The organism is Cryobacterium sp. TMT2-4, assembly GCF_004402575.1.
In the GTDB taxonomy this organism is placed as follows: Bacteria; Actinomycetota; Actinomycetes; order Actinomycetales; family Microbacteriaceae; genus Cryobacterium; species Cryobacterium sandaracinum.
Window position 1 is genome coordinate 96,891 of the sequence record NZ_SOGE01000028.1, and the last position, 21,120, is coordinate 118,010.

A 21,120-nucleotide genomic window follows, 5' to 3' on the forward strand; every position below is an offset into this window, starting at 1 on the left:
ACGGCCCTTTGGTCGGGCTGACAGGATTTGAACCTGCGACCCCTTGACCCCCAGTCAAGTGCGCTACCAAGCTGCGCCACAGCCCGCCGCTCCTGCACCGATTCCAACGAACAGAATCAGCAGGAGACAACTTGAATATCTTACCGCGTCTGGGAACCACTCGCGCACCGTCTGGGCCGCGGAGGGAAAGTCGCGGTGCTGAACCGAGCACGGGCGACCGATGCAGTGGCACAGCGACGGCGCGGGCGGAGCGTGAGCGCATGCCGGCAGACAGCGAGATCAGGATCGAAGCCGCCGCATCCGTTCTGCGGGAAGACGTGAGCCAGGTGTTCGCCACCCGCGACGACGCGGCACGATGCTGGTGCCAGTACTTCAAGCTACCGAACCGGGAGTTCCAGAACGCCACAGCGCAAGCGTGCGCCGGGATGCTGCGGGAGCAGGTGCAGGCCAGCGCGCCCGGGCCGGGCGTCATCGCATTTCTCGACGGAGAGCCGGTCGGTTGGTGCGCGGTTGAGCCGAAGCCGGCGTATTCGCGGCTGCAACGGGCGACGGTGGTCACCGTGGGCAAACGGCAGAAGCCTGACGACGCATCCGTGTGGCCGGTCACATGCTTCGTGGTGCGGGTCGGAATCGGCGGCGCGGAGTTGCGGCGGCGCGGCTGTGAGCGGCTGTCGCCCAGGCCCGTGGCGCGGGTGCGGAAAGGCCGGGTCGTGATGGAGCTGGTGGTTCAGACGACCGAAAAGGCCCCGACCGGGAGATGAGACATCTCCCGATCGGGGCCTTGTGACGCGCTGAGCGGCTAGCGCTTGCGCTTCTCGCGCACGCGCATGCTGATGTTGATCGGACTTCCCTCGAAGCCGTAGACCTCGCGCAGGCGACGCTGGATGTAGCGACGGTAGCCCGGGTCGAGGAACCCGGTGGTGAAGATGACGAAGGTCGGCGGGCGGCTGGACGCCTGGGTGCCGAACAGGATGCGGGGCTGCTTGCCGCTGCGCACGGGGTGCGGGTGCGACGCGGCCAGCTCGGCGAGGAACGCGTTGAACTTGCCGGTGGCGATGCGGGTGTCCCAGGCTTCGAGAGCGGTCTCGAGGGCCGGAACGAGCTTCTCCATGTGGCGGCCGGTCTTGGCCGAGATGTTCACGCGCGGAGCCCAGGAGACGTGCGCCAGGTCCTGCTCGATCTCACGTTCCAGGTAACGGCGACGGTCGTCGTCGATCTGGTCCCACTTGTTGAAGGCCAGCACGAGGGCGCGACCGGATTCGAGCACCAGGTCGATCACGCGCACGTCCTGCTCGCTGATCACCTCGGTCACGTCGATCAGGACCACGGCCACCTCGGCCTTTTCGAGGGCGGCGCTGGTGCGCAGTGAGGCGTAGAAGTCGGCGCCCTGCGAGAGGTGCACGCGACGACGGATGCCGGCCGTGTCGACAAAGCGCCACACCCTGCCGCCGAGCTCGACCTGCTCGTCGACGGGGTCGCGCGTGGTTCCGGCGAGCTCGTTGACAACAACGCGCTCCTCGCCGACGACCTTGTTCAGAAGACTCGACTTGCCCACGTTCGGTCGGCCGAGGATCGCGACGCGGCGCGGTCCGCCGACTTCCTGCTTGGCGACGGCGGAGATCTCGGGGAGTTCCTCGAGGATCGCGTCGAGCAGGTCGGCGACGCCGCGGCCGTGCAGGGCCGAGACGGGCCAGGGCTGGCCGAGGCCGAGCGCCCAGAGGCTCGCGGCCTCAGGCTCCTGGCGGATGTCGTCGACCTTGTTGGCGACAAGGAAGACAGGCTTGCCGGCCTTGCGCAGCAGGCGCACGACGGCCTCGTCGGTGGAGGTCGGTCCCACGTTGGCGTCGACGACGAACATGACGACGTCGCAGAGTTCAATGGCGAGTTCGGCCTGCGCGGCGACGGATGCGTCGATGCCCTTGGCGTCGGGCTCCCAGCCGCCGGTGTCGACGAGGCTGAAGCGGCGTTCGTGCCATTCACCCTTGTAGGTGACGCGGTCGCGGGTCACCCCGGGGGTGTCCTCCACGACGGCCTCACGGCGGCCGAGGATGCGGTTCACGAGCGCGGACTTGCCCACGTTCGGGCGGCCGACGATGGCGATGACCGGCAGGGCCGGCAGGTACTGGATGGCGTCGGGGTCTTCCGTCACCGTGTCAAGAACGTCGAAGTCCTCGTCCGCGAGGTCGTACTCGTTCAATCCGGTGCGGAGGGCGGCGGCGCGCTGCGTCACCAGGTCGTCATCGAGATCGTCCAGGCGCGTCACCAGTTCGGTGTCGGGGTCGGGGATCGTGTCGTCGAAGTCGTTGTTGTTGGTCATGCGATGGCCTCGCGGTAGGTATTGATGACGTCGAGGACCGCGTCAATGGTCTGTTCGAAGTCGAGATGGGTGGAGTCGACGGTGGTCACACCGTCTGCGGCGCTCATGAATTCGACAACCTGTGAGTCAGCGCGATCCCTCGATCGCAGCTGCTCCGCCACGGTTTCAGCCGATTGGGTCGATATTTCCGCAGAGCGCCTATTCATTCTAGCCTCCTCGGAAGCCGTGAGCAGTATGCGGATCTCGGCGGTGGGAGCGACCACGGTGGTGATGTCCCGGCCCTCGATCACGATTCCGGTGCGCTTGGAGCTTGCCGCGATGGCGCGAAACAGCTCCGTCAGGTGCGTGCGCACCTCCGGGATGCGGGCCACGGAGCTGACGATGGCGGAGACGGCGGGGTCGCGGATCGCGTCGGTGACATCCGCCCGGCCGACCCGAACGACGTGCTCGTCGGGGGCGATGCCGATGGAGTAGTCGAAGTCGCCCAGGGCGGCCACGACGGCGTCGGTGTGCTCCGGGTCGATGCCCCGGTCGCTGACGAACCAGGCGAAGGCCCGGTACGCGGCGCCCGTGTCGAGGTAGTCGAAGCCGATGCGCCTGGCGGCGGCGCGGCTGACGCTGGACTTGCCGCTGCCGGCCGGCCCGTCGATGGCGACGATGTGGGGGCTTGAGTGACGACCCATGATTAACCAGCAATCCGCCAGCCGCGGGCGGCCAGCTCTTCGGTGAGGCGACCAACGGCCTCAGGGAGTACAGAAATTTCGGCCAGGCCCAGTTGGGCGCCCGGTGAGTGCTCGAGGCGGAGGTCTTCGAGGTTGACCCCGACCTCGCCGACCTCGTTGAGGAGTCGGGCAAGCTGCCCGGGGGTGTCGTCGACCATCACGCTCAGCGACACGAAGCGGCGGTCCTGGCCGTGCTTGCCGGGCAGGCGGGCCACCCCGGCGTTGCCGCCGGCGAGTTCCTCGGCCACCTTGCGGCGCGCGCCCGGTGCGGCGGGGGCTTCCAAGGCGTCGATGAAGCGGTCGAGGTCGTCGCGGTAGGCCAGCAGGATGTCCCGCACGGGTTCGGCGTTCGCGCCGAGGATCTGCACCCACAGCTCGGGGTCGCTGGCCGCGACGCGGGTCACGTCGCGCAGACCCTGGCCGGCGAGGTTCAGGGCCGAGCCGGCGGCATCCGTCAACCGGCGCGCCATGATCGTGGAGACGACCTGCGGCACATGGGAGATGAGCGCCACCGCACTGTCGTGCTCCTCGGGGCTCATCTCGACCAGGATCGCGCCGAGGTCGAGGATCAGGTCGTCGATCGCGGTGGCCTGCTGGTAGCTGATCGCGTCGTGCGCGGCCACCACCCAGGGGCGGCCGACGAAGAGGTCGGCGCGGCCGGCAAGGGGTCCCCCGCGTTCGCGGCCGGCCATCGGGTGACCGCCGATGTAGCGGGACACGTCGGCGCCCAGTGCGCGGAGCTCCTGTAGCGGGGCGAGCTTGACGCTGGCGACATCCGTCACGATCGCCTGCGGGTGGGCGGCCAGCTCGCGCGCGACGATCTCGGCCGTCACGTCGGGCGGCACGCACACCACGATCAGTTGCGGCAGGTCGCCGGCAGTGGCGGCGCGGCCGGCGCCGTAGTCGACGGCGATGCTGAGGTTGGTCGGCGACGCGTCGGCGAGGATGACGTCGATGCCGCGCGCGCGGAGGCCCAGGCCGATGCTGGTGCCGAGCAGGCCGGTGCCCACGACGCGCACGGGCCCGATCAGGCGAGATGCAACCATTGGAACTCCTGACCTGGGCCTAGATCTTGGTTTCGGCCCGCGACACGGTGAGCAGCTGCCCGAGTTCGACCTTGGTCAGGTCGCGCACGGCGCCCACGCGCAGCGTGCCGAGGTGCAGCGGGCCGAACTGGCGGCGCACGAGGTCGACGACGGGGTGGCCGACGGACTCCATCATGCGGCGCACGATGCGGTTGCGGCCGGAGTGCAGGGTGAGCTCGACCAGGCTGAAGCCGTCGCCGGGAGGGCTGGTCAGAATGCGCGCCTTGTCGGCGGAGATGGGCCCGTCGTCGAGTTCGATGCCGCTCTGCAGCAGCTGGACGGTCTGCGCCGACACGCGGCCCTCGACCTTGGCGATGTAGGTCTTCAAGACCCCAAACGACGGATGCGCGAGCACGTGCGCGAGATCGCCGTCGTTGGTCAGGATCAGCAGGCCGCTCGTCATCGCGTCGAGGCGGCCCACGTTGAACAGGCGCTCCTCGAACTGGTCGGTGAACTCGCGCAGGTCGGGGCGTCCACTCTCGTCCTGCATCGACGAGACGACGCCGACGGGCTTGTTCAGCATCACGTAGCGGCGGCTGGTGTCCAGCTGCACGGCGACGTTGTCGACCATGATCAGGTCGGAGTCGGGGTGGATCCGGCGGCCCAGCTCGGTGACGACCTTGCCGTTCACGCGCACGCGGCCGGCGGCGATCATCTCCTCGGAGACCCGTCGGGACGCGACGCCCGCGGAGGCCATGACCTTCTGCAGGCGCACGCCGTCGGCGGCGGCCTCGAGATTGGTGGGTGTCCCCTGAATCCCCTGGTTGTCGGTTGTCATGGCAATTCCTCAAATCCGTTCGCGCCGTCATTGAGCAACGGCGATAGGTATGGCAACTCGTCGAGCGAGTTGATTCCGAGCTGGGCTAGCAGAAGGTCTGTGGTGCCGTAATTGATCGCACCGGTCTCACTGTCGGTGAACGCTTCGGTGATCAGACCGCGGCCGAGCAGTGTGCGCACGACCGAATCCACATTAACGGCACGAATCGAGGCTACAGCCCCGCGGCTGATCGGTTGCTTGTAGGCGATCACGGCGAGAGTCTCCAGGGCCGCCTGCGAAAGCCGGCTCGGGTTTTGGGTGACCACGAAGTCGGCCACGGTCACATCGTGCTCGGGCCGCACGTAGATGCGCCAGCCGCCGGCCACCTCGCGCAGCTCGAAGCCGCGGCGCACGGTGCCGGCGAGGCCGTCGAAGTCGGCCACGAGCCGGGCGACGGATGCGCGCACCTCGCCCAGCGTGGCGTCGACGGCCGCGGCGAGCTGCAGTAGCCCCTGCGGTTCGTCGGCGACCATCAGGATGGCCTCGAGGGTGCGCTCGAGCGGGGGGCGCGGGGCATCCGTGCCCTCTGTGTTTTCTGTGTTTTCTGTGTTCTCTGCGTTCTCTGCTGCGGGGGCGGTGTCACTGCTCATAGTCGTGTCAATGCTCATAGTCGGCTCCGAGGTTGGCGAGGGTGTCATCGGTCCAGGTCTCGGCACTCCAGTGCAGGCTGAGGTCGCCGAGCGGCACGAGCTGGTCGAAAGAGATGGCGTCGAGGCGGTACAGCTCGAGCACGGCCAGGAAACGGGCGATCACGACGCCCTTCACCTCGGCGCTCACGATCAGCTCGCGGAACGTGAGCGTGTCGGCGGCGCGCAGCATCCGTACCACGTAGGCCGCCTGTTCACGGATGCTGACCAGCGGCGCGTGCAGGTGGTCGAGCCCCACGCCGGGCAGAACCCGCGGGGTGAGTGCGAGGGCGGCCAGGGCGGCGAAGTCGCCGAGGGAGAGAGTCCAGACCAGCTCGGGAGTCTGGCGGCGGAATTTCTCCTCCAGCCGCACCGCCCGCACGTGCCGGGTGGACTCGGCGTCGAGCCGGCCCTGGAACCAGGCGCTCGCGCTCTTGAAGGCCCGGTACTGCAGTAGCCGGGCGAACAGCAGGTCGCGGGCCTCAAGCAGAGCCACGTCTTCGGCGTCAACAAGCTCACCCTGCGGCAGCAGCCCGACGACCTTGAGGTCGAGCAGGGTGGCAGCGACCACCAGGAATTCGGTGGCCTGGTCGAGCTCTTCGTCCTGGTCGAGGCCGCGCAGGTAGGCGATAAACTCGTCGGTGACCCGGCTCAGGGAGATCTCGGTGATGTCGAGTTCGTGCTTGCCGATCAGGGACAGGAGCAGGTCGAACGGACCCTCGAAGTTGCCGAGGGCGACCGAAAACGACTTCGGTGCGTCCGCGTCAGGCGACGGCGCCACGCTGGATCAGTTCCCGCGCCGCCTGCTTGTAGGCCTTGGCGGCCGCGTGCTCGGGTGCGAATTCGGTGATCGGGACACCGGCGACGCTCGCGTCGGGGAACTTGACCGTGCGGCCGATGACCGTCTCGAGCACACTGTCGCCGAACGCGTCGACGACCCTCTCGAGCACCTCGCGGGAGTGCAGGGTGCGGGAGTCGAACATGGTGGCCAGGATGCCGTCGAGTTCGATGGCCGGGTTGAGCCGGTCACGCACCTTGTCGATGGTCTCGATCAGGAGCGCCACACCGCGGAGGGCGAAAAACTCGCACTCGAGCGGAATGAGCACGCCGTGGCTGGCCGTGAGCGCGTTGACGGTGAGGATACCCAGCGACGGCTGGCAGTCGATCAGGATGACGTCGTAGTCGCCGGAGATCTTGCGCAGCACGCGGGCCAGGATCTGCTCGCGGGCGACCTCGTTGACGAGGTGCACCTCCGCGGCGGACAGGTCGATGTTGGCCGGGATGATGTCGAGGTTGTGCACCGACGTCTTCTGGATGGCGTCGTGCGGGCTGACCGAGCCGCTCAGCAGCAGGTCGTAGATGGTGGTGACGTCGTGGGTGGGCACACCGAGACCGGCGGAGAGGGCGCCTTGCGGGTCGAAGTCGATGGCCAGCACGCGGCGGCCGTAGCCGGCGAGGGCGGCACCCAGGTTGATGGTGGTCGTCGTCTTGCCGACGCCGCCCTTCTGGTTGCACAGCGAAATGATGCGCGCCGGGCCATGACTGGGCAGAACCGCGGGTTCGTCGAAGTCGCGCTTGGGTCGACCGGTCGCACCGACCGGTACCTCGTCTAAACCGGAAAGTCGTGTCCGGTCATCCTGCTTGCGCGCCACTGAGATGCCCTCGATCCGTCTTACACCTGTCACTGTCCCCACTGTAGCGATCGGATCGGGCATGTTGCCGCACGGATCGCCGAAAACCGCAGGTCTGCCGCGTGAACCCGGCGTGTCTCGGCCTGTCATCGGCCTGTCATCGGTCCGTCATCGGTCTCTGATCTGTGGAACCGGGTGAGTCACAGGCTCTTGCGTTAAGATTTTGAGGTGCCTCAGCCATTTACGCCCCTCCGAATCGCGCTCGTTTGCCTGCACACGTCCCCAGGAGCTGAGCCGGGCTCGGGTGACGCCGGGGGCATGAACGTGGTCGTGCGGCACCAGGCGGAGGCTCTCGCCTCCGCCGGCCACCACGTCGATATCCTCACCCGTCGCTCCTCCCCCGTGTCGAAGACGATGCAGTTGAGCCCCGGGGTGACGCTCCGCTTTCTCGAGGCCGGACCGGCCCGTCCCGTGCCGAAGGGCGACCACGAGGAGTTCATCGAGGCGTTCCGCGTGCAGATGGATGCGCTGGGACCCTACGACGTCATCCACTCGCACCATTGGTTCTCGGGTATGGCGGCGCTCCCGCTCGCGCGCCGCCGGGGCATCCCGCACGTGCAGAGCTTCCACAGCATCGCGGCCGACGCGTCGACGCCGTTGTCGGCCGGCGAACGCCCCGAGTCCCCCGGGCGCATGGCTGGCGAGGCCTGGCTGGCGCAAGAGTCCGATGCCCTGGTCGCAATCAGCGAGTCCGAGGCCGACACCATCGTGAAGCGGCTCGGCGGTGCGCCCGAGCGCATCTCGATCGTGCTGCCCGGGGTGGACGGGATTCTGTTCCGGCCCACGGACATCCGGAGTGTCGGTGCCGCCGCGGCTGGGGCTGCCGAACTTTCTGGACCGATCGACATCCGCGGGTACGCGATCGTCGCGGGGCGCCTGCAGCCGCTGAAGGGCCTCGACCTCGCGATCGAGGCGATCGCGGCCGTGCCGGAGCCGATCCGGCCCGAACTCGTGATCGCCGGCGACGCGTCAGCCGACTACGACGGCTATATCGACGAGCTTCGGTCCCTCGCGGCCCGGCACGGAATCGAACGCAACGTGCGTTTCGTGGGTCCGCAGTCCCGCGTGGACCTGGCCCTGCTGCTGAGCGGCGCCCGGGTCGTGCTCGTACCCTCGCACTCTGAAACGTATGGGCTCGTGGCGCTGGAAGCGGCCGCGAGCGGTGTTCCCGTAGTCGCCGCGGCGGCCGGCGGACTGCGCGAGGCGGTGCTCGACGGCGACACCGGCGTGGTGCTGGACTCGCGCGATCCGAAGGTCTGGGCCGGCGCGCTCACGCAGATTCTCTCGAACCCCGCGTTCGCCCGGCGTCTGTCGCTCGCCGCGCGCGAGCGGGCCGAGCACCTGGACTGGCCGCGGTCGGCAGAAGGCCTCGTGACCGTGTACCGGTCGCTGGTGCGCCCCGGTGCCGGCGACCGCCGCCCCTCGCTGCTCAGCGCGTGAGTCTGCTGGACGGTGTTCCCACTGTTCTGTTCGTGCACGCTCATCCCGATGACGAAACCATTGCGACGGGTGCGCTGATTGCGGAAATGGCGGCCCGGGGCATCCGGGTGTCGTTGCTGACCGCCACGCGCGGCGAGCAAGGCGAGGTCGTGCGCGGGCCGCTGTCGGTGCTCGAGGGCACGGATGCGCTCACCCGGGAACGCGAGCGGGAGCTCGCCTGCGCCGCGGCGGCCCTCGGCATCGGTTTCGCGGATCGGTTCTGGCTGGGCACGCCGCCCGCGCGCGCCGCGGGCCTCGCGCCGCGCGCGTACCGGGACTCGGGCATGACCTGGATTCGTCCGGGGCTGGCCGGGCCGGCCGACGACATCGACGGCGACGCCCTGGTGCGGGCGCCCCTGGCCGAAGTGACCGCGGATGTGGCCGCGCTGATCGGGCAGCTTCGGCCTGCCCTCGTGATCAGCTACGACAACGGTGGCGGGTACGGGCATCCGGATCACGTGCGCATGCATGAAGCGGCGCTGGCCGGCAGCCGGGCGGCGGAGGTCGCGTTTGCCGAGGTGGTGCAGGTGGGGGTGGATGGAGCTACATCGGGTGCGGGTGCGGGTGCGGGTGCGGCCGAGTGGTTCGACCTGTCGGCGCACCTCGCGACGGTCACGGCTGCCCTGCGCTGCCACGCGAGCCAGCTCACCGTCGACGAGGGCGGTGGCCACATCGTGCACTCCGGCGGGCAGCGCGAGCCGATCATCACTGTGGTGGGGCTGCGCCTGCTCTGAAGTCGGCCGCACCGACCTGCGCCCGTCTGCGGGATCTGCACTGGCTTCCGCTGGTCAGCCGCCGGCCTGGTGTGTAGCCCCTCGTGCATCACGCCTGCAAATCCTGCAGAATAGGCCCGAAAACACGGTGGAACCGGCTCCCGGCAGCCAAATTGCAGGAGCTATGCCAGGGAGGGCGCCGAGACTCCGACGGGTGACGACGCGGGTGACGACGCGGGTGACGACGCGGGTGACGGATGCCCCGCGCGGCGGACCCGGCCGCAACTGTTGCCGTTCCGGACAATTGTTGCCGGTACGCGGGCAACAGTTGTCCGGAACGGCAACAGTTAGGCGGGGTTTGGCTACGCATCCCGGACCGGCGGGGCCGCCGCAGCCCAGAGCGGGGGCGGCTCTCGACAGCCGGCGTCACGTAACCTCGGGGATAATCGCGACACGCCGCATTCGGTGGCCGCTCGACCCGCGGGTTCCGAAAAACTCCGAAGCTAGCGACGGTGACGGATGCCGATGGGCGGGTTCGAGGGCCAGGTCACCGGGTTTCGGGAGGCTCAACCACCGGCGGGGCCGCCACAGCCGCGAGCGTGGGCGGCTCTCGGCATCCGTCGTCACGTAACTTCGGAAAACACGCGAGACGCAGCCTTCGGTGGCCGCTCGAACGGAATGCCCCGGAAAGCTCAAACGTCAGCGGCGCGCGGCGGCCCCGGCCGCCACTGTTGCCGTTCCGGACAGTTGTTGCCGGTACACGGGCAACAGTTGTCCAAAACGGGAACAGTTAAGCGGGGTTGAGCTCGTCCAGGACCGGCGGGGTCTCAACCACCACCGCGGGGTGACTCAACCACCGGGGGGACGGAACGGGACACCCGCGCCCGCGGATGCGCCGTCGTGTACATGTCGCGCAGGGTATCCGCGGTGACGAGCGTGTAAATCTGGGTGGTGGCCACCGAGGAGTGGCCGAGCAACTCCTGCACCACGCGCACATCGGCCCCGCCCTCGAGCAGGTGCGTCGCGAAGGAGTGCCGCAGCGTGTGCGGCGAAACATGCCCCTCGAGGCCGGCGCGTTCGGCCGCGGCCCGGATGATCAACCACGCGTTCTGCCGGCTGAGCCTCTTGCCGCGAAGGCCCAGGAACAGGGCCGGCGTCGCCGGTCCACGGGCGGAGAGCAGCGGTCTCCCCCGCACCAGGAACGTGTCGATGGCCGCGCGCGCGTAACTGCCGACCGGCACGATGCGCTGTTTGTCGCCCTTGCCGGTGAGGCGCACCACCTCGGGGTCGAGCACATCGTCCACATTGAGGTTGACCACCTCCGAGACGCGGGCGCCCGTGGCGTAGAGCAGCTCGAGCAGCGCCTTGTCGCGCAGGTTGTGCACCTCGTCGCCGTCCGTCGCCGCGAGCAACAGCGTGACCTGCTCGATCGAAATTGCCTTGGGCAGCCGGGTGCCGAGCTTGGGCGGCTTGGACTCGTGGGCGACATCGGTGTCGACCACGCCCTCCTCGAGCAGAAATCGGTGAAACCCGCGCACGGTCGAGAGGATGCGCGCGATCGACGCCGCGGTCAGCGGCGACTCCTCGCGGGATCCCAAGAACCGCACGTAGTCGGAGATGTGCTGCCGGGTGACGTCGGCAAGTCCGGTCAACCCGACCGCGGCAAGCCACCGGCTGTAGATGGCCAGGTCACGCCGGTAGGCGGACACCGTATTGCTGCTCAGGCCGCGCTCGATCGCGACGTGCCGCAGATACGAGTCCACGGCCGCCGCGACGACCCCACCGGCAACTCCCGGTGCAGGCGGACCGCCCACACCCGTGACGCCCCGGCCAGCAGGAACACCAGCCGCACCGCTCACACCACCAGACGAGGCCAACCGGTCACACCGTGTGGTCCCAATTGACCGGATGCCGCGGCCACGGCTCATCCGCCGCCCCGAGGGTGCTCCAGCCGCGCGCGCGGGCTGCCTGGGCGGCGAGCACCCCGATCACCAGCGACGGGTTCTGCACCCGGCGGGCCAGCACGGCATCGACGCAGTCATCAAGCGGCACCCAGCGCACCTCGATGTCGGCTTCCTCCTCGGTGCGCTCGAAGATCTCCGGAGCCGCGGCGAGGCCGCGCGCCAGGTAGATGCGGATGACCTCGTTGCTGCCGCCGGGCGAGGTGGCGAACTCACCGAGCACATTCCACTCGGTGGCGACGAGGTCGGTCTCCTCGGCCAGCTCGCGCTGCGCTCCGACGAGTGGATGCTCGCCGTCTTCGTCGAGCAACCCGGCCGGCAGCTCCCAGTCGCGCGTGCGCACGGGGTGCCGGTACTGCTTGATCAGCAGCACCTGGTTGTGCTCGTCGAGGGCGAGGATCGCCACGGCGCCCGGGTGGTCCAGGTACTCGCGATTGATGCGGGAGCCGTTATAGCCGAAGGTGTCGCGGCGGACATCCCACACCTTGCCGTCGAAAACGATCGCGCTGTCCGAGACCGCCGCGAAGGCCGGCTCATCCGCCAGCGGGGCGGAGGCCGATTCGCCGGACTTCTCGGCGGTCACAGGAGCGGTCACATTGGCGGCGGGCACAGACGGGTGGGTCACGGCTCAGGCTTCTTCCTTGGCTTCTACCTCGAACAGGCGGCTGGCCTGCTGGCGGTCCAGGGCCGCGCTGATCAGGCCACGGAATAACGGATGCGCGTGGCTGGGCCGGCTGCGCAGCTCCGGGTGCGCCTGCGTGCCCACGTAGAACGGGTGCTCCTCGCGCTTCAGCTCGACGTACTCGACCAGGTGGCGGTCGGGTGAGGTGCCCGAGAACCACAGTCCGGCATCCGCGATCTGAGAGCGGAACGCGTTGTTGACCTCGTAGCGGTGGCGGTGACGTTCGGACGCCTCGGAGGCACCGTAGAGCTCGGCCACGATGGATCCCTCGGCCAGAACGGCCGGGTAGAGACCCAGGCGCATGGTGCCACCCAGGTCGCCGCCCGCGATGATCTCGACCTGCTCTTCCATGGTCGCGACCACCGGGAACTCGGTGTCCTCGTCGAACTCCGAGGAGGATGCGCCGGTGAGGCCGGCCTTGTTGCGGGCGTATTCGATGACCATGCACTGCAGGCCAAGGCAGAGGCCGAGCACGGGGATGCCGTTCTCGCGGGCGAACTTGAGGGCGCCGAGCTTGCCCTCGATGCCGCGCACGCCGAAGCCGCCGGGAACGCAGATGCCGTCGAGCTCACCGAGCAGGCGGTTCGCGCCCTCCTCGGTCTCGCAGTCGTCGGAGGCGATCCAGGTGACTTGGACCCTGGTCTGGTTGGCGAATCCGCCGGCGCGCAGCGCTTCGGTGACCGACAGGTAGGCGTCGGGCAGGTCGATGTACTTGCCGACCAGCCCGATGGTGACGGTGTGCTGGGGCTCGCGCACGGCATCGAGCACCTTCTGCCAACCGGTCCAGTCGACGCTGGTGACGGGCAGGCCGAGGCGGTCGGTGATGTACTTGTCCAGGCCCTGATCGTGCAGCATGGTGGGGATCTCGTAAATGCTCGGCACGTCGACCGCGTTGACCACGGCGTCTTCGTCGACGTCGCACATCAGCGCGATCTTGCGCTTGTTCGAGTCGGAGACGGGCCGGTCGCTGCGCAGCACGAGCGCATCCGGCTGGATGCCGATGGAACGCAGGGCGGCGACGGAGTGCTGGGTGGGCTTGGTCTTCTGCTCCCCCGCGGCGCCGAGGAACGGCACCAGCGAGACGTGCACGAAGAAGACGTTGTTGCGGCCGAGTTCGTGGCGCACCTGGCGTGCCGCCTCGAGGAACGGCTGGGACTCGATGTCGCCGACCGTGCCGCCGATCTCGGAGATGATCACGTCAGGGCGCAACTCGTCGCTGGCCTGCAGGCGCATGCGGCGCTTGATCTCGTCGGTGATGTGCGGGATGACCTGCACGGTGTCGCCGAGGTACTCGCCGCGGCGTTCCTTGGCGATCACCTGCGAGTAGACCTGACCGGTCGTGACGTTCGCGGCCTGGTTGAGGTTGATGTCGAGGAACCGTTCGTAGTGTCCGATGTCCAGGTCGGTCTCAGCACCGTCGTCGGTCACGAAGACCTCGCCGTGCTGGAACGGGTTCATCGTGCCGGGGTCCACGTTGAGATAGGGGTCGAGCTTCTGCATGACCACGCGGAGACCGCTGGCCGTGAGGAGATTGCCGAGGCTTGCCGCCGTCAGGCCCTTGCCCAAAGAAGAAACGACACCACCGGTCACAAAAATGTGTCGTGTCGTGTCGTTGCGTACTAATGCGTCCGTGCTTTTATTTTCCACCACGGGCTTCGACTCTAGCATTGAGGGCTGACCTATCGGTTGGCGCGGGCGAGGTTCATGAGCTCCCGGGCATGTTCGAGTCCGCTCGCGGAATCGGGCAGGCCGGAGAGCAGGCGGGCCATTTCGGCGGCACGCTCGTCGCCGTGCAGCTGGCGCACGCTGCTGGCGGTGACGGAGCCGTCGCTGTCCTTGACGACGCTGAGGTGGTTGCCGGCGAACGCGGCCACCTGGGCAAGGTGGGTGACCACGATCACCTGGGCGGTTTCGGCGAGCCGGGCCAGCCGGCGGCCGATCTCGATCGCCGCGGCGCCGCCCACGCCGGCGTCGACCTCGTCGAAGACGAAGGTCGGCACCGGGTCGGCCTGGTTGATGACGACCTCGATCGCAAGCATCACCCGGGACAGTTCGCCACCGGAGGCCCCGCGCGCCAGCGACCGTGGCTCCGCCCCCGCGTGCGGGCGCAGGAGAATCTTCACGAGGTCGCGTCCGGTGGCGGTGATCTCGGCCCGGCCGTCGACCTCGACCAGCAGCGACGCGTTCGGCATGGCCAGGGCGGCCAGTTCGGCTGTGACGGCCGCGCCCAGGGCCTCTGCGGCAGCGCGACGGATGCCGGTGAGCTGGTCGGCGAGGCCGTCAGTCGACTGGCGTGCGGCATCCGTTTCGGTGCGGAGCGTGTCTATGCGGTCGGAGTCGCTGTCGAGTTCGAGCAGACGGGCACTGCCGGTGTCGAGAAAGTCGATGGCCTCATCAAGGCCGCCCGCGTACTTGCGGGCCAGGCCGGTGAGCTCCGAGCGGCGCTCCTGCACGACCTCGAGTTCGCGGGCGCCATCGGCGTCGAGGCCGGCCAGGTAGCTGGAGAGCTGCGCGGCGATGTCGGCAACCAGGAAGCCGGCGTTCGCGAGTGCCTCGGCAAGGGGCGGCAGGGCCGGGTCGTGCTCCCCGGCCCGTTCGAGCTGGCGCCGGGCGGACTCGAGCAGGGCGACAGCGTCGGGCATCTCGTCGGGGTTCTCCTCCGCCGAGAGCAACTCCCGGGCCTGGGCGGCCGCGATGCGCAGCTCCTCGAGGTTGCCGAGGCGTTCGGCGCGTTCGCTGAGCGACTCGTCTTCGCCGCGCTGGGGGGCGACGAGTTCGATCTCGTCGATGGCGGCGCGCAGCGTGTCGGCCTCGCGGGCGCGCTGGTCCTGCTCGTCGACGAGTCGGTCGAGCTCACTCTGAAGGCCCTGCCAGCGGTAGTAGGCCCTCTGGAACAGGTCGAGGGTTTCGGCGAGCGTCGGCCCGGCGAAGCGGTCCAGGGCTGCAGCCTGGGCGACGGCCGAACGCAGACGCACCTGGTCGGACTGGCCGTGCACGACCACGAGGTCGCCGCCGAGGTCGCTGAGCACGCCGGCCGGGGCGCTACGCCCGCCGACCACGGCCCGGCTGCGTCCTTCCGCGGACACCGAGCGGCTGAGGATGAGTTCGGGGCCGTCGAGGTCTCCCCCGGCGTCCCGCACGCGGGTCGCGACGGTGCCGTCGGCGGGGATCAGCCAGCGGCCCTCCACCCAGCTCTGCGACTGGCCCTGGCGCACGAGACCGGGATCGGCACGCTGACCGAGCAGCAGGCCGAGGGCGGTGACGACCATGGTTTTGCCGGCGCCGGTCTCGCCCGTCACGGCGGTGAAGCCGGGGCCGAGCGGCAGGGTGGCCTCGGCAATGACACCGAGGTCACGGATGACGAGCTCCTCGATCATGCGGAACGCCTATTCACGGCCGACCGGGCCTCTCCAGCCCGTGACGGGCAGGTTGAATTTGTTGACCAGTCGGTCGGTGAACGGGCCGCTGTGCAGGCGGGCCAGCCGAACGGGAATCGGTGAACGGCGCACGATCACACGGGAGCCCGGCGGCAGGTCGTGCACGCGGCGACCGTCGGCGCAGAGCACCGCGGCCCCGCCGGTGCGGGCGAGCACCTCCACGGCGAGCGACGAGTCCGGGCCCACGACGAGCGGGCGGGCGAAGAGGGCGTGAGCGCTGAGCGGCACCAGCAGCAGCGCGTCGAGCGTCGGCCAGACGATCGGGCCGCCGCCCGAGAAGGCGTAGGCGGTGGAGCCCGTGGGCGTGGACATGACCACGCCGTCGCAACCGAAGGAGGAGAGCGGGCGGCCGTCGACCTCGATGACGACCTCGAGCATCCGTTCACGGCTGGATTTCTCGACTGTGGCCTCGTTCAACGCCCAGGTCTCGTAGATCACCTCATCGCCGAGCTTGACCCGAACGGCGAGGGCCATGCGTTCCTCGACCAGGTAGTCGCGCAGCAGAGCCCGGCGCACGGCCTCACCGAGGTCGTCGCGCTCGCTCTCGGCGAGGAAACCTACGTGGCCGAGGTTGATGCCGAGCAATGGGGCCGAACAGCCGCGCACGACTTCGGCGGCACGCAGGATGGTGCCGTCGCCGCCGAGCACGATCACCAGTTCGAGTTCGGTGGTCGCGACGCACTCGTGCAGGATCGCGATCTGGTCGTCGAGGTCCGGGCAGTGCGCGAGCAGGTCGGCGCGCTCGTTGCGGGCCAGCACCGGCACGGCTCCGGCGGCCAGCAGCTGCTGGCAGACGGTGACGGCGGCCTCGAGGGAATCCGTGCGGCCGGTGTGCGCGACGACGAGGATGTTGCGTGGTGCTGCACTCATTTAGTCACTCCCACCAGCGCCGTTGTGCGTTCGATCCATTCTGTCGGATTGCTGCCGACCGCGCTCGACAGCCAGCACAGGTACTCGCGATTTCCGGCGCCGCCGGCGATGGGCGAGGCGATCAAACCGTTCGTCTTGAGGCCGAGATCCCACGCCGCCCAGAGCACACCGGCAATCGCGTCGGCACGGAGGCCCGGATCGTGCACGACGCCCTCGCGGATGCTGCCCTTGCCGACCTCGAATTGCGGCTTGATCAGCAGCACGAAGTCGGCACCGTCGGCGGCGGACGCCACCAGGGCCGGAAGCACGGTGGTCAGGGAGATGAAGGACAGGTCTCCCACGACCAGGTCCACCCGCTGCGGCACCCCGGAGGCGGCCGCGATCTTCTCGGCCGTGGCGTAGCGCAGGTTGAACCCCTCGACCAGCACGAGTCGCGGCTCGGTCGCCAGCTGAGGGGCCAGTTGCCCGTGCCCCACATCCACCCCGATGACCTGGCCGGCGCCGCGTTCGAGCAGCACCTGGCTGAAGCCGCCCGTGGACACTCCGGCGTCGAGCACCGTGCGGCCCAGGGCCAGAACCGCGAAGGCGTCGAGGGCGGCGATGAGCTTGTTGGCGCCGCGGCTGACGTAGTGGTCGGTGGCCGCCACCTCGATCAGCTGGGTGTCCCGCACCTTGGCGGATGCCTTGACGACGGGCGTGCCGTCGACCGTGACCAGTCCGCCCACGATCAGCTGCGCGGCGACGGTGCGGGACCGGGCCAGACCGCGCTCGGCGACGGCCGAGTCGAGGCGCTGGTGGGGCATCCGCTCGCCGGCAACGCCGGGGTCGCTGGGGTCGCTGGCACTGGTGTCGGGGGCGACGTCATCGGGGGCGCCCATCGGGGTTCCGTCGACGTCGGTCATGGGTGGCTCGCCCGGGGAACGTCTCCACCTTCGAGGTGGCCCCGCAGCCCGTCGTGCTCCTGAACGTACGCGGCGGCGCGCTCCTCGAGGGGCCGGTCTTCGATCGCGGCGAGCCGCGCGGGAAGATCCTGGGTTACGTCGTCCGTCGTCACGTGGGGCTGATTCACCCTCTCCACGTTACCGTCCGAGATACAGTCGCTCCGGAACAGTGAGCCCGTAGATGGGCCGACCGGATGCCCAGATCACGGCGCAGGCGGCGCGGAGCAGGTTGATCGCCCCGTCACCCTCGGCCACGATCGTGACGTCGGCGCCGACAATGCGCACCGTCGCCCCGTTCACCGTGGCGGAGGAGCCGTCCTTGGAGAACACCGTCTGCGGGTAGGGCTCGTGCAGCTGGCGCAGGTCGTCGAGGATATACGTCGGCCGCGACTTGGCGTCGGCGGCCAGGGTCTGCTTGGCCTTGTCGATGCCGGTGAGCACCAGCGCGGCCGGAATGCCGGCCCGGTTCGCGCCGAGGATGTCGGTGTCAAGGCGGTCGCCGATGAACAGGGGCGCCTGCGCCTCGAAGCGGGTGACGGCCTCGGTGAAGATGGCCACCTCGGGCTTGCCGGCCACGATCGGCAGGCGACCGACGGCGCTGTGCACGGCGGAGACGAGGGTGCCGTTGCCGGGCGCGATCCCCCGGGCCACCGGGATGGTCCAGTCGGTGTTCGTGGCGATCCACGGAATCTCCACGCCATCCTCGTTCGGGTGCAGGGCGAACGCGGCCTCGGCCAGGTCCTTCCAGCCGAGGTCGGGCGAGAAGCCCTGGATCACGGCCGCCGGAGCGTCATCCGCCGAGCGGGTGACGACGAAGCCACCCTTTTCAACCTCGGTCAGAAGACCTTCGCCGCCGATCACGAGGATGCGCGAGCCGGCCGGCACTTCATCCGCGAGCAGACGCACGGCGGCCTGCGGTGAGGTCACGACATCCGTCGCCACCGTGTGCAGGCCCAGTTCGGAGAGGTGGTCCGCCACGGACTGGTCGGTGCGGGACGCGTTGTTGGTGAGGTAGCCGACCCGCACGGTTTCCGCCGCACGGTTCAGGCTCTCGACCGCGAACGGGATGGCCGCTGGACCGGCGTAGACCACACCGTCCAGGTCGGCCAGAACCACGTCGACGCCGGTGAGCGGGGTGACCGGCTCAGGCACGCGGCGACGCCTGAGCATCGTGCTCCGCCTCGTCGGTGGAGTCGTCGGCGTCATTCGCGGACTCTTCGTCGGAGACGTCAGTCGCGTCGTCGTCGTCGGTGGAGTCGTCGGCGTCATTCGCGGACTCTTCGTCGGAGACGTCAGTCGCGTCGTCGTCGTCGGTGGAGTCGTCGGTGTCGGTGTCGGTGTCGGTGTCGTCGGACTCTTCCTCGTCGGACTCCTCCTCGTCGATCTCGAGGATCTCCATGGTCTCGTCGAAATCGGTCACGCCGGACACGGCAGCGTCGGCCCGTTCGGCCCGCTCGTTCCACAGTTCGGCCTCGTCGTCGCGGCCCAGCTCGCCGAGAACCTCGGCGTAGGCGGCGAACAGCTCGGCGCTGTAGGAGAACGCGGTCTTCGGGTCCAGCTGCGGGATCTCCAGCTCGCTGAGCGCAGCCTCGGTCTCGCCGAGGTCCAGACGCGCCCCGGACATGGCGATCGCCAGGGCAACCTGAACGGATGCCGGCAGCGAGGCGCGCTCGACGGAGCGTCCCAGCTCGAGCGCCCGGTCCGGGCGGCCCACGCCGCGCTCACTGTCCACCATCAGCGCAAGCTGATCGTTGGAACCGGAGATGCGGCGATAGGTGCGCAGTTCCCGCAGCGCCAGGGCGAAGTCGCCCGTGGCGTAGGCGGTGATTGCGAGGCTCTCGCGCACCACGGCGATCCGGCCGGCACGACGGGCAGCCGACAGGACGTGGCGGTGAGCCAGCTCGGGGTCTTCGTCGATGACGCGGGCGGCCATGGCCAAGTGGCGGCCGACGGCCTCGGCGTTGTCCTTGCTGAGGGTCTTGAGCTCGTTGCGGGCGATCCGGTCGAGGTCCTGCGACGTGATGTCGTCGGGCAGCTCGGGGTCGTCGTGGCGCGGGCGCACCGAACGAAGCTCACGCTGCATGCGCTGCTCTTCGGTCATCTCCTCTTCGACGACACGGGCATCGCGGTCACCGCGGGCCGGGGCACCGTCACGGGTCCACAGCTTCTTACCGGCGTCTCCGCGCGGAGCTCCGGCACGGTTCGGCGAACCGCCGCGCTGGGTCCAGGGCTTCTCGCCACCCTGCTGCGGGCGATCGGTGCGCTCGGGACGGGCGCCGTCCTTGGCCCAGGGCTTGCGCTCCCCGCCGCCGGAGGAGCGATCGGAGTTGCCCCGGTGCGGGGGACGCTCGCCGCCCTGCGGGCGATCGGAGTTGCCCCGGTACGGGGGACGCTCGCCGCCCTGCGGGCGATCGGGATTGCCCCGGTAGCCACCGGTAGAGGGACGGTCCGAATTGCCACGGTAAGGGGGACGCTCACCCTGCTGCGGACGGTCGGAATTGCCACGGTAGGAAGGACGCTCACCCTGCTGCGGACGGTCGGAATTGCCACGGTAAGGAGGACGCTCGCCACCCTGCGGGCGTTCAGAGTTGCCCCGGTAGCCACCGGCAGAGGGACGGTCCGAATTGCCACGATAAGGGGGACGCTCGCCACCCTGCTGCGGACGCTCGGAGTTGCCACGATAAGGGGGACGCTCGCCACCCTGCTGCGGACGCTCGGAGTTGCCACGATAAGGGGGACGTTCACCATCACGCTGGGGACGGTCAGTATTGCCACGGTAACCACCCGTGGCCGGGCGGTCGGAGTTGCCGCGATAGGGAGGACGCTGACCATCACGCTGCGGACGCTCGGTATCGCCACGGTACGAAGGACGCTCGCCACCGTTGGCCGGACGCTCGGAATTTGCACGGTAACCGCCCGTGGAGGGACGATCGGAGTTCCCGCGGTAGGGAGGACGCTCGCCTCCCTGCTTCGGACGCTCGGAATTACCGCGGTAAGGGGGACGCTCACCGTCACGCTGCGGACGGTCGGACCGGCCCTGGTAACCCCCGTTGGAACGACGATCGTCTCGTCCGCCGTCGCGTGATTCGTTATCGTGCGTTCCTGAAGGGCTCACTGTGTCTCCTGTGTAATTTGACCTGTCATTTCGACAGACCTATCAACAGTAACTCAACGCCAAATGACCACCCGTCTGGGAGGCCATTTTGGTTGATTCTGAATCGAGTCCGGCGGTGTCATACCGGGTCGCGGCGAGTGTCCCTCTCCGGTCGAGAGTGGTGGCTCTACCGGGCACTTTCGACCGAAATGCAGACATTCACTCCCATTTACCACATGGAAATCACCTCGAGGGGTGGCCAACTGTCGTTGGTGCAGGTGTGCCCTCTCACGGGGTGGTGCGGTTCGTGGCGCAAGGTGTGGAGGTGGACGCACGGTATGGAGGTGGGCGCAGGTAGAGCGTGCGTCGCGAGGCGCCCTCGCACCAGGGCCCGTGTGTGTGTGGCTAACTCAGGACATCTGTTGCCCGCAGTAGACGGCCGCCGCGGGTTAGTGCGGCATTGGTGCGGATGCCCGGCACGGCCCGGCTGGATCTCCTGAGTTGGCCACGACCGCTGCTGGATGTGCGCCGCGGGGTGGATGGGGCGGGGGCGTCGCTGTTGGTGGGCGCCGGGCGGGGCGGTGGTGGTGGTTAACGCACAATGGCCACCCGTTGGGGTGGCCATTGTGTGTGTTGCTACGTTGAGTCCGGCGGTGTCCTACTCTCCCACAGGGTCCCCCCTGCA

The 21,120-nt window shown here is 69.0% G+C and carries 20 protein-coding genes and 1 tRNA gene; 4 read left to right on the forward strand and 17 right to left on the reverse strand.

Annotated elements, in window-relative coordinates:
* Nucleotides 1-9: 9 nt before the first annotated feature.
* Nucleotides 10-86: transfer RNA gene (locus tag E3O54_RS08345), tRNA-Pro, on the reverse strand.
* 174 nt (nt 87-260) lie between these two features.
* Here E3O54_RS08345 and E3O54_RS08350 point away from each other — a divergent pair.
* Nucleotides 261-761 carry a hypothetical protein gene (locus E3O54_RS08350; protein ID WP_134401386.1) on the forward strand — a complete coding sequence of 167 codons (501 nt, stop codon included), beginning with the start codon at nt 261-263 and terminating at the stop codon, nt 759-761.
* A 38-nt stretch (nt 762-799) separates the two neighbouring features.
* Here the strand turns inward: E3O54_RS08350 and der are convergent, their stop codons facing one another.
* The 7 genes from der to E3O54_RS08385 are packed head-to-tail and all read right to left on the reverse strand — an operon-like array spanning nt 800 to nt 7,252.
* Nucleotides 800-2,317, reverse strand: coding sequence for a ribosome biogenesis GTPase Der (der, locus tag E3O54_RS08355; RefSeq protein ID WP_104100397.1), 1,518 nt, complete (start codon nt 2,315-2,317; stop codon nt 800-802).
* Nucleotides 2,314-3,000 carry a (d)CMP kinase gene (gene cmk, locus E3O54_RS08360; RefSeq protein ID WP_134401387.1) on the reverse strand — a complete coding sequence of 229 codons (687 nt, stop codon included), beginning with the start codon at nt 2,998-3,000 and terminating at the stop codon, nt 2,314-2,316. The genes der and cmk overlap by 4 nt, the downstream gene beginning before the upstream one ends.
* A gap of 2 nt (nt 3,001-3,002) precedes the next feature.
* Complete coding sequence (locus tag E3O54_RS08365) at nt 3,003-4,085, reverse strand: prephenate dehydrogenase (RefSeq protein WP_134373099.1); 1,083 nt, start codon at nt 4,083-4,085, stop codon at nt 3,003-3,005.
* Between the two features lie 19 nt (nt 4,086-4,104).
* A complete protein-coding gene (locus E3O54_RS08370) occupies nt 4,105-4,902 on the reverse strand; it encodes a pseudouridine synthase (RefSeq protein WP_134401388.1) in 798 nt (265 codons plus the stop codon).
* A complete protein-coding gene (locus tag E3O54_RS08375; RefSeq protein ID WP_134401389.1) occupies nt 4,899-5,531 on the reverse strand; it encodes an SMC-Scp complex subunit ScpB in 633 nt (210 codons plus the stop codon). Before E3O54_RS08375 ends, E3O54_RS08370 begins: the two co-directional genes overlap by 4 nt.
* A gap of 7 nt (nt 5,532-5,538) precedes the next feature.
* On the reverse strand, nt 5,539-6,348 hold the full coding sequence (locus tag E3O54_RS08380; RefSeq protein WP_134401390.1) for a ScpA family protein: 810 nt from the start codon (nt 6,346-6,348) through the stop codon (nt 5,539-5,541).
* Nucleotides 6,332-7,252 (reverse strand): ParA family protein, encoded by a 921-nt coding sequence (locus E3O54_RS08385; protein ID WP_369827950.1) that lies wholly within the window; start codon nt 7,250-7,252, stop codon nt 6,332-6,334. The genes E3O54_RS08380 and E3O54_RS08385 overlap by 17 nt, the downstream gene beginning before the upstream one ends.
* A 174-nt stretch (nt 7,253-7,426) precedes the next feature.
* Here E3O54_RS08385 and E3O54_RS08390 point away from each other — a divergent pair, with 174 nt between their 5' ends.
* Entirely contained in the window at nt 7,427-8,698 is a 1,272-nt protein-coding gene (locus tag E3O54_RS08390; RefSeq protein WP_241976804.1) for a glycosyltransferase, read from the forward strand.
* The gene (locus E3O54_RS08395) at nt 8,695-9,471 is read left to right on the forward strand and encodes a PIG-L family deacetylase (RefSeq protein WP_134401391.1); all 777 of its coding nucleotides are present in this window, start codon (nt 8,695-8,697) and stop codon (nt 9,469-9,471) included. The genes E3O54_RS08390 and E3O54_RS08395 overlap by 4 nt, the downstream gene beginning before the upstream one ends.
* A gap of 806 nt (nt 9,472-10,277) precedes the next feature.
* On the opposite strand, the gene xerD is transcribed toward E3O54_RS08395, so the two are convergent.
* The 9 genes from xerD to E3O54_RS08435 all read right to left on the reverse strand — a co-directional run bounded on the left by xerD (nt 10,278) and on the right by E3O54_RS08435 (nt 19,424).
* Complete coding sequence (gene xerD, locus E3O54_RS08400; protein ID WP_241976805.1) at nt 10,278-11,264, reverse strand: site-specific tyrosine recombinase XerD; 987 nt, start codon at nt 11,262-11,264, stop codon at nt 10,278-10,280.
* A gap of 67 nt (nt 11,265-11,331) precedes the next feature.
* On the reverse strand, nt 11,332-11,955 hold the full coding sequence (locus tag E3O54_RS08405; RefSeq protein WP_174720203.1) for an NUDIX hydrolase: 624 nt from the start codon (nt 11,953-11,955) through the stop codon (nt 11,332-11,334).
* An 84-nt stretch (nt 11,956-12,039) separates the two neighbouring features.
* Nucleotides 12,040-13,761, reverse strand: a complete 1,722-nt coding sequence (locus tag E3O54_RS08410) for a CTP synthase (RefSeq protein ID WP_134401393.1) — start codon at nt 13,759-13,761, stop codon at nt 12,040-12,042.
* An 11-nt stretch (nt 13,762-13,772) separates the two neighbouring features.
* Nucleotides 13,773-15,470 carry a DNA repair protein RecN gene (recN, locus tag E3O54_RS08415; RefSeq protein ID WP_134401394.1) on the reverse strand — a complete coding sequence of 566 codons (1,698 nt, stop codon included), beginning with the start codon at nt 15,468-15,470 and terminating at the stop codon, nt 13,773-13,775.
* A 9-nt stretch (nt 15,471-15,479) separates the two neighbouring features.
* Complete coding sequence (locus E3O54_RS08420) at nt 15,480-16,400, reverse strand: NAD kinase (RefSeq protein ID WP_104100385.1); 921 nt, start codon at nt 16,398-16,400, stop codon at nt 15,480-15,482.
* A complete protein-coding gene (locus tag E3O54_RS08425; protein WP_134401404.1) occupies nt 16,397-17,203 on the reverse strand; it encodes a TlyA family RNA methyltransferase in 807 nt (268 codons plus the stop codon). The genes E3O54_RS08420 and E3O54_RS08425 overlap by 4 nt, the downstream gene beginning before the upstream one ends.
* Nucleotides 17,204-17,298: 95 nt before the next feature.
* Complete coding sequence (locus E3O54_RS16310) at nt 17,299-17,469, reverse strand: hypothetical protein (RefSeq protein ID WP_158250237.1); 171 nt, start codon at nt 17,467-17,469, stop codon at nt 17,299-17,301.
* Between the two features lie 10 nt (nt 17,470-17,479).
* Nucleotides 17,480-18,511 (reverse strand): HAD-IIA family hydrolase, encoded by a 1,032-nt coding sequence (locus tag E3O54_RS08430; protein WP_134401395.1) that lies wholly within the window; start codon nt 18,509-18,511, stop codon nt 17,480-17,482.
* Nucleotides 18,486-19,424 (reverse strand): hypothetical protein, encoded by a 939-nt coding sequence (locus tag E3O54_RS08435; protein ID WP_241976806.1) that lies wholly within the window; start codon nt 19,422-19,424, stop codon nt 18,486-18,488. Before E3O54_RS08435 ends, E3O54_RS08430 begins: the two co-directional genes overlap by 26 nt.
* Here E3O54_RS08435 and E3O54_RS08440 point away from each other — a divergent pair.
* Nucleotides 19,389-20,426, forward strand: coding sequence for a hypothetical protein (locus E3O54_RS08440; RefSeq protein WP_134401396.1), 1,038 nt, complete (start codon nt 19,389-19,391; stop codon nt 20,424-20,426). The genes E3O54_RS08435 and E3O54_RS08440 overlap by 36 nt on opposite strands.
* Nucleotides 20,427-21,120 lie beyond the last annotated feature (694 nt).